Here is a 12,851-nt window from a genome sequence, read left to right as displayed (position 1 = left end):
CTTAACGTTTCCGTTAAGGGATTTTCAGATGTAGAACGCTCTCGGTATTTAGAGCAGTAAGCGGTACACTTATTCATCTAAAATTGTCCGGATATCTTCTATATTGAGGTAGTGGATACTCGTGATCTTACCGTCTTCATTTGTATGAGCTGTACCTTCAACACTTAATGGTTTACTTTCGGAATTAGTAGCCGTAGTTACGTTTACTGTAAAATCAAAAGCGTCTTTATCTTCATTTTCTTTAATCGTTAATTCTCTAACTTTCAGTACATGATTAGGATGCGCCATGCGTAAGAACATCAATGAGCCGTTGTTTTTCACTATATAATTTTCATAATATCGTTCACTCATATAGGGCTTGAAATGTTCTTTATTGTATTCGGACAGTATAGTGGCGTACGTTTCTAAATCTCCATCGTAGGAGGTTATAAGCTCTTCCTGTTCTTCATCAGGTCCATTAAACTGCTTTAGTAACACGGTTTGAACGTTTTGCTCACTAGCGTTTTCTTTTAAGTTGTCTCCTCCAATAGTGGAGCACCCTATAGTGAACACTAAGACTGCTAACAAGAAAAACACAAAACACTTCCTAATGGATCGCAATCATTTTCCACCCCTTCAACAGTTTCTTACCAATACATACGAAATGCCCCACTTGGCTGAACAGCACATCGTTTTTTTGATTAAAAAGGATGGAAAACTATGCTAAACTAGCCGTAGTGCATTCGGCCTATTAGAATGGAGAGGTGTATCCAATTGAACATCACGATTATCGGAGCTGGGGCAGTTGGTCTTCTTGTTGGTGCTTCATTTTCCTTATCTGGGCATATGGTAACGATGGTCACACGACGAGAAGAGCAAGCTGATCTGCTCCGTGAAAAAGGGATTTGTTATAGAAGTGAAGGTGTAGAAGCAGTTTATCAGGTGCGAGCTTCAACTTCTTTACCTGATAATCCAGATATTGTCGTCGTTGCTGTAAAGTCTTATCAAGTTGAAGAAGTGATCAACATGATCAATCATACATATCAAAAAGGTTCAAAGCCTGAACTCTTATTCATTCAAAATGGAATGGGGCACGTTCGCTTTCTTGAGACCCTACACAAGAACGTTGCTGTAGGTACGCTTGACCATGGAGCGAAAAAAATTGATGATATTTCAGTTATCCATACAGGTAAAGGCAGTTTGAAAATCTGCAGCTATTCTGGAGAATGGTCACTTTTAAGCACGTTGTGCGATGAAACGCTATCGATTCAGCATGTAGAGAACTGGTACAAGTTATTATCTGAGAAGCTTGTCATAAACTGTGGAATTAATCCGCTGACAGCCATCTTCAAAATTTTAAACGGTGAATTGATGACAAACCCTAGGTATTTTGCGATCTTGAGAGAATTAATAAAAGAGTCCAGTACCGCTTTGAATCTTGAATTTGAAGAATCTTTGAACAGAGTGCAAGGTGTGTGTCAACTTACAGCAGCCAATACTTCCTCGATGCTGGCAGATCTTAAAGCTGGACGAAGAACAGAGATCGATGCAATTTCAGGGTTTGTGTTAAGAGAAGCTTCATTAAAAGGGATCGATGTTCCGTACACAAGGTTTGTGTTTGATGCAGTTAAAGGGATGGAATTGAAATTGGGGGAGAGGTTGTAATGGGAGATGTTCTGATTGGCATCGTTGCAACTGCTGTGACGGTACCGCTTCTAGCCTGGTACATCGTCTATATTTTTACTGTAAAAGTAACGAAGAAGAAGAAACATTCAATCCGGCTCGCAACAGATCTATCCACGTTGTTTTTTATTCTAAGCGTCCATTTCATATGCGTAGAGCTCTTTCAACGCTCTTTTTTATGGGTAATCTTTATTCTTATGATTATGATTGCGGTTGGTTTCACTGTTCTTCATTGGAAAACAAAGGAAGATATCAGTATTAAAAGAGTGATGAAAGGAGCATGGCGCTTCAATTTTCTCGTATTTTCAACTGGATATGTTCTACTATTGCTTATTGGGTTAGCGCACCGTATTGCTACGGTGTAACTCATAAGCTTTTTTTTTGGTAGCAGTGGGGTCAGTTTGATATACTAACTAAGGATTATGCAGGCGGAATACCGTATTTGTGTCGAGAAAGGAAGAAATAGCAATGAAACTCACCGAAAATTTCCTTCCGGGAACAAATGTAATTGCTACCGATTACATCGCGAGGAACAAAAGCATCTCAGCTTTTTTTGACTATACATATCAAACGAATGAGTCTTATGAAGAGCGCTACCAGGAACTGATGGAGCGTGATTTTGAACGTGCAGCTTTAGCAGACCACCTCGAGGCGTTTAATCGAGTTTATCATCCAGATGAGAAGGCATTGAAAAACATCGAGAGACTGAAAAGAAAAGATGCTGTGACCGTAGTTGGCGGTCAACAGGCTGGTGTACTGACCGGTCCGCTTTATACGATAAACAAGGCAATATCCGTAATAAAACTTGCTGAAGAAAAAGAAAAACAACTTGGCGTTCCGGTTATCCCGGTATTTTGGATAGCAGGTGAGGATCATGATTTTCATGAAGTAAACCACGTGTATACGTTCAGTGAGAAAGAAACGAAAGTAGCGGTCCCTCAAAAGCAATATCGAAAACAGGCGCTTTCAGATATTGAGCTCGATCAAGCAGCGATCAAAGAATGGACGGACCACGTTCTCCATGAGTTTGGTGAAACGGATTACACGAACGACATTCTAAACTGGTTAGAAAACATCACAGATCGTTCTGCTACGTTCGTCGATCACTTTTGTCATATGATCACAGCCCTTTTCTCGAAGTACGGTCTTGTCTTGGTCGACTCAGGGAATGAGGCATTTCGGAGTCTTCAATCAAGTGTGTTTAAAACCATAATTAAAGACAATGAACGCATTAATAAGAGCGTCCTTGACCAAGCTGCCTCACTACATGAGTGTAACTACCCGGTAGAAGTTGATCTTGATGAAAATCAGGCGAACTTATTTGTGAAAGTGAAAGGTGAACGTGTTTTACTCGAACGAGAAGGGTCGCTGTTCAGAGGGAAAGCTGGAGAAGTAGAATACACAGAAGAAGAATTACTTCAGCTAGCAGAGGAAAAGCCGGATAAGCTGAGTAATAATGTCGTGACGAGGCCGATTATGCAAGATGCGATGTTTCCTGTTCTCGCCTTCGTTGGTGGACCTGGGGAACTTGCATATTGGGCATTATTGAAGTCGGCATTTCGGGTGTTTGATTATAAAATGCCGGTTATTGTTCCGAGAATGACGTTTACGTTTGTAGAACGACATATTCAAAAATATGCATCAGAGCTCTCACTATCAATAGATGACATCGTAAAAGAGGGTGTCATGTCTTACCGAAATCGCTATATTGAAAACCTCGATCACTATGGATTAGAAGAAACGTTCTCGAGTGCCGGGGAGAAGATAGAAGCTATCCATGACGATCTGAGGCAGTTAACGACTAATGTCGATAAAGGTTTAGAGCGATATTCCAACAAAAATGGGGAATTTATTCAAAGGCAGCTAGATCTTCTTAAAGAAAAACTGCAGGCAACGATTTTAGAGCGACACGAACATACGCTTATAAAATATGATGAGATCGGACTTGCATTAAAACCGAATGGTGCTCCACAGGAAAGAAAATGGAACATTGTATATTACTTGAACTGGCATGGTCCTGATTTTATCGAACGTCTCATGAACTTAGAGCTGTCACTAAACGAAAAACACAAAGTTGTGTATTTGTAAAAAAACAATGAAGTTTTCTTAAAAAATCCTGCTGATCACAGCAGGATTTTTATTTTGGTGCACGAATACATTTTCTAGTGGTGAAAAGTGGGGAGTTGTGGTAACTTAAAGGTAGAAAGTGGGGAAGGTGGGGAAAGCCAATGTTCATGGGGGAATATCAGCACACTGTTGATGAAAAAGGCAGAATGATCATTCCCGCAAAGTTCCGTGATGAACTTGGTGACACATTTGTCCTCACTCGTGGGCTTGATAAATGTATTTTTGGTTATCCTATGAAAGAATGGGAAGCCCTTGAAGAAAAAATGAAAACACTCCCTTTTACAAAGAAAGATGCTCGTGCTTTCACCAGATTCTTTTTCTCAGGTGCGACGGAATGTCAATTGGACAAGCAAGGCAGAGTAAACATTGCTGGGACGCTTAGACAATATGCTGAACTAGAGAAGGAATGCGTTGTGATTGGAGTTTCAAACAGGTTAGAGATTTGGAGTAAACCGGTTTGGGAAGACTACTTCAATGCCTCAGAAGAATCTTTTTCTGAGATTGCAGAAAGCATGATGGATTTTGACATGTAAAAGGTTAATATGCAGTGAAGGTTAAGGTGTAAACATGTTTGAACATATTACAGTATTAAAAGAAGAAGCAGTCGATGCACTAAACATTAAAGAAGATGGCATTTACGTAGACTGTACACTCGGTGGCGGAGGTCACTCTAAAGCGATACTCGACCAGTTGAGTACAGGGCATCTTTATGCATTTGACCAGGATCAATGGGCGATCGATAATGCGAAAACGGTGTTGGCTGGCTATGAAGATAAGCTCACGGTTGTAGAACGTAATTTCAGTTATATAAAAGAAGCCCTTTTAGATCTTGGAGTAGAAAAAGTAGACGGCATTCTTTTTGATCTTGGTGTTTCATCTCCACAGCTTGATAAAGGAGAACGGGGGTTCAGCTATCAGTTCGATGCAAAGCTCGATATGAGGATGGATCAATCTTCTGATCTAACGGCGTACGAAGTGGTGAATGAGTGGGAATATGAACGTCTCGTATCCATATTTTTTAAATTTGGAGAAGAAAAATTCTCGAAACAAATCGCTCGAAAGATTGAAAAAGCCAGAGAGCAAAAGCCAATCGAGACGACGTTCGAACTCGTGGAAATCATTAAGGATGCAATTCCTGCTCCTGCGAGAAGGAAAGGGGGACACCCTGCTAAGCGAATATTTCAAGCGATCAGAATCGCTGTGAACGATGAGCTTAAGGTGTTTGAGAAAGCTTTGATCGATGGGATGTCGATCTTAAACCCAGGTGGACGGATCAGTGTGATCACCTTCCATTCACTCGAAGACAGGATATGCAAGACCACGATGAAAGAAGCGGCTTCAGGGCCAGAGTTACCTCCAGGCATGCCGATCATTCCGGATGAGTACCAACCTGAAATGAAGCTGATTACAAGAAAGCCGATCATTCCTTCTGAAGAAGAGCAGGAAGGGAATCGACGTGCACGCTCAGCAAAGCTTAGAATTGCAGAGAAAATATAGATTAAAAAAGATAAATAAAAGATAAATAAAAGATAAATAAAAGATAAATAAAACTTACAGAAAGTGTTAGGGGGAAAAGAATGAGTAACCTGGCGTATAAGTATCAACAGCAGCATTCACAAAAAGAACAAGTTGAAGTACAAAAGAAAGCAGTTTATATTCAACGTGGTAGAATCACGAAAGGAGAAAAGCTGCTCTGGATGATGCTTAGTATTGCAGTTGTAGCAGCTTCGATCATCATGATTTCCAATTATGCTTCTATCTATAATATCAATACGAGTATTCAACAGATTGAAGCGAAGCAGCAGGCTCAAATGAAACAAAATGAAGAGCTTCAGGTGAAAGTGACAGAATTAAGTGCACCAGATCGAATTATTGATATTGCTGAAGAAAAACTCGGCATGCAACTGAATGATCAAAACGTAGAAGTGATCAACAGAGGATCATAAATTCGGAGGTTTGCACTGAAATGAAGGAAACAAATAAGAACCCACATATTAATCGAGGAGCAGGGATACTGATGGCACTTTTCGTCCTGCTCTTTTTTGCTTTTATTGGACGATTTTTCTATATTGAATGGACTCAAGCGGTATCTGGAGAAAATGGTGAAAAGGTCGACTTAACTGAACTCGGGAAAGAAAAATGGACAAAAAGTAAAATTCTTCACGCTGATCGCGGAACGATCTATGATCGGACTGGTGAGAAAGCACTCGCGATGGATATTCCCTCATTCACACTTCGAGCAATCTTGAGTGAAGGCTATGAAGAACACGTGGAAGATGTTGATAAAACAGCGAAAGAACTTGCTGGGGTCCTCGATATGAGTGAAAGTGAGATTAAAGAGAGACTATCGAAAGAAGGGCTCTTTCAAGTCGAGTTCGGATCAGAGGGAAAAGACCTTAGTTTGTCCGAGAAAGAACAAATCGAAGAGCTTGATCTTCCAGGCATCGGGTTTATCCCATCAAAAACAAGGTTATATCCAAATGATGAGTTCGCATCTCATGTATTAGGGTTCACGAATGAAAATGATGATGGCACTCAAGAGGGTCTGCTCGGTCTTGAGAAACAATTAAACAAGTATCTTCTACCTCAAGAAGGAAAAGAGACGTATCAAACGGATCGAAAAGGGTACAAGCTTCCGTATGGGAACGACCACATTTCTCCTTCAAAAAGAGGCAACGATGTTTATTTAACGATCGACGAAAAAATCCAATTATTTGTTGAAAGAGCGATGGATGATGTGCAAGAAAACTATAATCCCGAACGTATGACCGCGATTGTAGCAGATCCAGACACTGGTAAGATACTTGCCTTAGGGACGAGACCTACGTTTGATCCTAACCTAAAGAATATAAAAGATTATACGAATATGGCTATTTCGCCATTCGAACCTGGGTCTACGATGAAAGTATTCACTCTTGCAGCAGCGATTGAGGAAGGCGTCTACAATGGAGATGAACTCTATCAATCTGGTAGATACGCAGTTCCTGGAGGTACGGTTCCCGACCACAACTATGGAAAAGGTTGGGGTAAGATTAGTTTTGATGAAGGTGTTCAGAAATCATCAAACGTTGCCATGTCCATTCTCGTAAAGGAGAAACTTGGATATGATACGTACAGAGACTACCTTTCAAAATTTGCTTTTGATAAGAAAACGGGAGTAGATCTACCTGGAGAAGGGTCTTCAAGAATCATCTATGGTGGGGACTTAGAAAGAATTTCGACAGGCTTTGGTCAGGGTTCAACGATAACACCGATCCAACAGATTCAAGCTGCCACTGCAGTTGCTAACGGTGGGAAGATGATGAAGCCATATGTAATCGAAAAAATCGTAGATCCTGACTCGAAGGACGTTAAACTTAATCACGAACCAGAAGTAGCGGGTGAGCCGATTTCTAGTGAAACAGCAAAGAAAACAAGAGACATCCTTCGCACGGTCGTAACGGAGGGTACAGGTACTCCTTATGACATCGAAGGGTATTCGATCGCTGGTAAAACAGGTACTGCTCAAATCTCGCAGGGTGCAAAAGGGTATATGAGTGGATATGGAAACAACATCTTCTCATTTCTAGGAATGGCTCCTGCTGAAGATCCTGAACTTCTCGTGTACGTAGCAGTCGATCGACCAGATCTTGAATATCCTGAATTAGGGAGCGACCCAGTTGCGACAGTGTTTAATACAGTGATGAAGAATAGTCTTCAGTATTTAAACATCGATCCGTTAGAAGAAGAAGCTGAAGGACAAGGGTCTGAAGAATCGGATGATGTTAGGAAAATCGAAGACTTCACTGGAGAAGATAGTGAGAAAGTTGAAAAAGACCTTAAAGCGCAAGGCTTCAACGTTACCGTACTCGGAGGTTCAGGGAAGGTCGTAAAACAATCTCCTCATCCTGAATCAGAAGTTCTTGAAGGTGAGCGAATCCTGTTACGTACGGATGGAAAAGTAACGATGCCAGAAATAACCGGGTGGTCACTAACAGATGTGATGAAACTTGTTGAGCTTATGGAACTTAAACCGAACATTATGGGTGCTGGCTACGTAGCAAAGCAAGGAATAGCGAAAGGAGCTGCGGTTAAAGAAGGTGATTATCTCGTTGCTGAGCTTAAGAAACCATCACCTCCTCCTGAAGGTGAAGAAGAGGAAGAGCCAGAGGAAGAGATAACGGACTAGCAGGTCTATTAGACTAATCAATGACATATAGTGAAACGAGCATAATCAGGGAGGATGAGCTTATGCGCGTTTCCAATGTCACTGTACGTAGAAGGTTAGTAGTCGCACTACTCGTAGGTTTGTTTATATTTGCTGTGATCGTAACAAGACTCGGCTACGTTCAACTGGTCATGGGCAGCTGGCTCAGTGAAAAAGCGAAAGACTCTTGGAGCAGAAACATCCCGTTCGAGCCGAATAGAGGAGAAATACTCGACCGAAACGGTGTTCCATTAGCTACGAATATAAGTGCGCCGTCCGTGCTGATCGTGCCGAGGCAGGTGCAAAATCCGGCTTCCACTGCGGAAGCAATCGCAGCATCATTGAATACGAGTAAAGAGAAAGTGTACGAAACGATTACTCAAAAACAATCGATGGTATGGATTCGACCAGAAGGCAAGAAGATGACGAATGAAAAGGCGAATGAGATTCGTAAGATGAACTTACCTGGTGTTTATATTGCTGAAGACAATAAGAGACATTATCCCAACGGTGCTTTTTTATCACACGTACTTGGGTTTAGTGGTATTGATAATCAGGGACTTACAGGAATTGAACTCTACTATGATGAAGAATTGAGTGGTCAGCAGGGGCAGGTCGAATACTATGCGGATGCCAAAGGTAAGAGAATGCCTTCGCTTGCTGATGACTACACAAAGCCGATCGATGGATTGGATTTGCGTTTGACGATCGATTCTAAAGTGCAAACAATCATTGAACGAGAACTAGATATCGCCGAGGCAACCTATAATCCTGATGGTGCTGTTGCAATCGCGATGAATCCGAACACAGGTGAAATTCTTGGGATGTCCTCAAGGCCGGACTTCGACCCGGAAAATTTTCAAGATTTCTCACCAGACATATGGAACCAGAACAAACCTGTTTGGAGCACATATGAACCCGGATCAACGTTTAAGATCATCACACTTGCAGCCGCGTTAGAAGAGGGCAAGGTCGATCTAGAGAAGGATCATTTTCATGATCCAGGCAGTATTGAAGTAGCGGGTCGAAAGCTAAAGTGCTGGAAAAGTGGGGGACACGGAAGTCAAACGTTTTTAGAAGGTGTGCAGAACTCTTGTAACCCAGGTTTCGTGATGCTTGGAGAACGACTTGGTAAAGAAAAACTATTTTCATATATTCACAAGTTTGGATTCGGTGAGAAAACAGGGATCGATTTACAAGGTGAAGCAAGTGGAATCCTTTTTGACGTAGAAAATGTAGGCCCATTAGAACTTGCGACGACTGCTTTTGGTCAAGGAGTTTCGGTTACACCTATTCAACAGGTAACAGCAGTGTCAGCAGCAGTTAATGGGGGAACATTATACGAACCCTATATCGCAAAAGAATGGATCGATCCTGATACTGGTGCTGTAATCAGTAAGAATACGCCACAGGTCAAGCGTCAGGTAATCTCAGAAGAAACATCTAAAGAAGTAAGGCACGCTCTTGAAACCGTAGTAGCTCTTGGAACAGGTAAGAACGCATTTGTGGAAGGATATAGGGTGGGTGGAAAAACCGGTACGGCTCAGAAGGCTAAAAATGGTGCATATTTAAAAAACAACCACATCGTATCGTTTATCGGAATTGCCCCAGCTGATGATCCACAAATCGTCGTCTATACAGCGATCGATAATCCAAAAGATACACTTCAATTCGGTGGGGTAGTAGCCGCACCAATTGTTGGAAATATCATAAATGATAGTTTGACGGTTATGGATGTTCCGAAAAGGGAAGATCAAATTGAGAAAGAGAAAACGTGGTTAGACGAAGAGACGATCGAGATGCCAAATCTTGTAGGGATGACTTCTGAAGAAATCAGGGAAGCAATGTACAATTTGAAGATTGAAGCGAGTGGTGAGGGAGACACGGTTATTGCACAAGCACCTGATCCAGGTGTAAAATTACCTGCAGGCTCTGAAATCAGACTTTATATGGGTGACAAATAGCCACTCTGTGAGTACAATAAGTATGAAACAAGCCAAGGCATATGCTCTTGGCTTGTTTTCTGAAAAAGTCAGCAAACTAGAAAGGTGATCAAAGATGAGATTAGATGATCTACTTCATGCACTATTTACATATAAAAAGCTCGGAAGTGAAAATCCTGAAATTACGTCTGTAGAAAGCGACAATCGTACGGTGACTGAAGGAAGTCTCTTCGTATGTATTCCTGGATATACGGTAGATGGTCATGATTTTGCAGAAGATGCTGTAAAGAAGGGGGCAGCTGCCATTGTCGCGCAAAAAGAAATGAAGCTTTCTGTCCCTGTAATCGTAGTAAAGGACACACATCGCGCATTAGCAGAACTAGCTAATCATTACTATCAAAATCCTACTCAAGCATTTAACTTGATCGGAGTAACAGGAACGAATGGAAAAACGACCGTTTCACATTTAATCGAGAAGGTTCATCGTGATCAGAATCAAAAAACAGGATTGATCGGTACGATTAATATTAAAATTGGTGATGAAGAGTTTGAAACAAAAAACACGACTCCAGAACCCCTTCTTTTGCAAAAGCAATTTGCTAACATGAGAGATCATGGAGTCAAGACAGCTGTGATGGAGGTATCCTCTCATGCGTTGACGCTTGGAAGAGTTCGTGGCTGCGACTATGATATTGCTGTGTTCACAAACTTAACGCAAGATCACTTAGATTATCATGGGACGATGGAGGAATATCGCCAGGCGAAGGGTCTTTTATTCTCTCAATTAGGCAATACATATGATACGGGTAAAAAGAAAGTAGCCATATTGAATGCCGATGATCCTGCTAGCCTAGAATATGAAAAAATGACGTCTGCTCATATCTTTACTTACGGTATCGATCAAGAAGCAGATGTTAAAGCGGTGGATATTTCATTCTCAGCAACAGGGACTGAATTTCAACTCATCACGCATGAAGGAGTTAAAGAAGTTAATATAAAACTTACAGGCAAGTTTAGTGTGTATAATGCGCTAGCTGCGATTGCTGCTTGTCATGCTGCTGGTATTTCGTTAGATGATACCTTGAAGAGTCTAGGTGAAATTCAAGGAGTTCCAGGTCGCTTCGAGTTGGTAGATGAAGGTCAGAACTTCCCAGTGATCGTAGATTATGCTCACACACCTGATAGTCTAGAAAATGTACTAACGACAGTTAAGGAAATGGCGAAAGGAAACGTCTATGCTGTTGTTGGGTGTGGAGGGGATAGAGATCGAACAAAACGCCCTCTCATGGCTAAGATTGCGACAAAGGTTGCTGACACAACCGTTCTGACTTCTGATAACCCAAGAAGTGAAGATCCAGAACGAATATTAGACGATATGGTCGACGGTGTAGATGGACACTACGTAAGAATAACTGACAGGGCAGAAGCGATCGCTTATGCAATCAATCATGCAACCGAAGGAGACGTTGTATTGATCGCTGGAAAAGGTCATGAAACGTATCAAATTATTGGAGAGCATGTTTATGATTTTGATGATCGTGAAGTAGCACGTCAGGCAATAAAGGGGAAGAAAGCATGAAATTTCGTTCAACGTTATTAAGCGATTTTGCAAGAGCATCGCTCGATAAAGAGCTACAGTTTGACGGTATTGCAACAGATACTCGAAAGGATTGCACGAACAAACTGTTTGTCCCGATTGTAGGAGAAGTATACGATGGACATCGCTTCATCGATAAAGCAATCGAGAGCGGTGCTACAGGGACGCTATGGGATGACTCTAAGCCATTTCCAAAAGATTTAGAGAATCAGATCGTTGTCTACTATGTGAGCGACACCACTGAAGGGTTACAAAACTTAGCAAAAGCTGTATTGAATGCTCACAAACCCTATGTGGTAGGAGTAACCGGCAGCAATGGTAAAACAACTGTTAAGGATATGTTAGAAGCGGTTCTTAGCCCAAACTATAAAACATATAAAACGCAGGGGAATTTAAATAACCACTGGGGACTTCCTATGACGATCCTTTCGATGCCTGAAGATACTGATGTACTTATTTTAGAAATGGGTATGAGTTCAAGAGGGGAAATCTCACTTTTATCTTCAATCGCACGCCCTGATGTGGCCGTTATCACCAACATTGGTGAGTCACATCTTCTTCAACTTGGAAGTCGAGAAAACATCGCGAAAGCTAAGATGGAAATCGTCGATGGATTAAAAGAAAACGGCTCTCTTATCATCGATGGAGATGAACCATTATTAGCTCCTGTTAAAAGCCGTGCAATTTCTTGTGGGTATGAAGACGGTAACGATTTTCAGATAAGTGAAGTCTCTCAACTTGATAAAGGCTTTGCGTTTTGCCTTTTGGAAGAAGATAAACCGTTCGAAATACGTTTGTTAGGGAAGCATAATATAAAGAATGCGCTCTTTAGTATTGCTGCTGCAAGAAAGCTAGGTGTAGAGGACGACGCGATCAGGTCATCGCTTTCCAACTTGAAACTAACAGGCATGAGGCTCGAGACGTATGAAACTAGCAACGGAGCATTGGTTATTAATGATGCTTATAACGCAAGTCCAACGTCTATGAAAGCTGCGGTCAATACACTAATCGAGTTAGAAGGCTATAAAAAGAAGATTGCGGTATTAGGAGACATGTATGAGCTAGGTAATCAAGAAGAACAGCTCCATCGAGACATCGCAACTGCGATAAAAAATCCGATAACAGAAGTCGTTACTGTTGGTGAAAAAGGTAAATGGATCTATGAAGAGATGAAAACGAATGAAGCAGTAAGTGTTCCTGCTGTTTCCTTTGCCACGAAAGAAGAGGCTTCATCATATTTAAAGGACCGCCTTGATAAAGAGACAGCAGTTCTATTAAAAGCTTCGAGAGGCCTCGGGCTTGAAACGATTATAAAGGCAAAAGGGAAGTAATTTTT

At 41.4% G+C, this 12,851-nt stretch carries 11 protein-coding genes; 10 read left to right on the top strand and 1 reads right to left on the bottom strand.

The annotated features are described in order from the left end of the window. Positions 1-69: 69 nt before the first annotated feature. Positions 70-576 carry a hypothetical protein gene (locus ACXAEY_RS11995; protein WP_474812183.1) on the bottom strand — a complete coding sequence of 169 codons (507 nt, stop codon included), beginning with the start codon at positions 574-576 and terminating at the stop codon, positions 70-72. A gap of 177 nt (positions 577-753) precedes the next feature. On the opposite strand from ACXAEY_RS11995, the gene ACXAEY_RS11990 reads away from it, so the two are divergent. The 10 genes from ACXAEY_RS11990 (at position 754) to ACXAEY_RS11945 (ending at position 12,846) form a co-directional block, all read left to right on the top strand. Next, on the top strand, positions 754-1,644 hold the full coding sequence (locus tag ACXAEY_RS11990; protein ID WP_474812181.1) for a 2-dehydropantoate 2-reductase: 891 nt from the start codon (positions 754-756) through the stop codon (positions 1,642-1,644). Further along, positions 1,644-2,027 (top strand): DUF3397 domain-containing protein, encoded by a 384-nt coding sequence (locus tag ACXAEY_RS11985; protein ID WP_270181778.1) that lies wholly within the window; start codon positions 1,644-1,646, stop codon positions 2,025-2,027. The genes ACXAEY_RS11990 and ACXAEY_RS11985 overlap by 1 nt, the downstream gene beginning before the upstream one ends. Positions 2,028-2,130: 103 nt before the next feature. Continuing rightward, positions 2,131-3,750: a bacillithiol biosynthesis cysteine-adding enzyme BshC gene (bshC, locus tag ACXAEY_RS11980; protein ID WP_474812179.1), complete on the top strand. Its 1,620-nt coding sequence runs from the start codon at positions 2,131-2,133 to the stop codon at positions 3,748-3,750. Positions 3,751-3,890: 140 nt separating this feature from the next. Continuing rightward, a complete protein-coding gene (gene mraZ / locus ACXAEY_RS11975) occupies positions 3,891-4,322 on the top strand; it encodes a division/cell wall cluster transcriptional repressor MraZ (protein WP_270181780.1) in 432 nt (143 codons plus the stop codon). A 34-nt stretch (positions 4,323-4,356) separates the two neighbouring features. Continuing rightward, entirely contained in the window at positions 4,357-5,286 is a 930-nt protein-coding gene (gene rsmH / locus ACXAEY_RS11970) for a 16S rRNA (cytosine(1402)-N(4))-methyltransferase RsmH (RefSeq protein ID WP_270181781.1), read from the top strand. Positions 5,287-5,366: 80 nt separating this feature from the next. After that, positions 5,367-5,735, top strand: coding sequence for a cell division protein FtsL (gene ftsL / locus ACXAEY_RS11965; RefSeq protein ID WP_270181782.1), 369 nt, complete (start codon positions 5,367-5,369; stop codon positions 5,733-5,735). Positions 5,736-5,755: 20 nt separating this feature from the next. Next, positions 5,756-7,957: a penicillin-binding protein gene (locus ACXAEY_RS11960; RefSeq protein WP_474812176.1), complete on the top strand. Its 2,202-nt coding sequence runs from the start codon at positions 5,756-5,758 to the stop codon at positions 7,955-7,957. Positions 7,958-8,019: 62 nt separating this feature from the next. Further along, positions 8,020-9,939 carry a stage V sporulation protein D gene (locus tag ACXAEY_RS11955; RefSeq protein WP_270181784.1) on the top strand — a complete coding sequence of 640 codons (1,920 nt, stop codon included), beginning with the start codon at positions 8,020-8,022 and terminating at the stop codon, positions 9,937-9,939. A 94-nt stretch (positions 9,940-10,033) separates the two neighbouring features. Beyond that, positions 10,034-11,497 carry a UDP-N-acetylmuramoyl-L-alanyl-D-glutamate--2,6-diaminopimelate ligase gene (locus ACXAEY_RS11950; RefSeq protein ID WP_474812173.1) on the top strand — a complete coding sequence of 488 codons (1,464 nt, stop codon included), beginning with the start codon at positions 10,034-10,036 and terminating at the stop codon, positions 11,495-11,497. Next, positions 11,494-12,846, top strand: a complete 1,353-nt coding sequence (locus tag ACXAEY_RS11945; protein WP_474812171.1) for a UDP-N-acetylmuramoyl-tripeptide--D-alanyl-D-alanine ligase — start codon at positions 11,494-11,496, stop codon at positions 12,844-12,846. The genes ACXAEY_RS11950 and ACXAEY_RS11945 overlap by 4 nt, the downstream gene beginning before the upstream one ends. Positions 12,847-12,851: the final 5 nt, after the last annotated feature.

Source organism: Anaerobacillus sp. ABA4_114 (assembly GCF_056159065.1).
The sequence above is the reverse complement of the archived record's forward strand: the minus strand, read 5'-3'. Positions and strand labels throughout refer to the sequence as shown.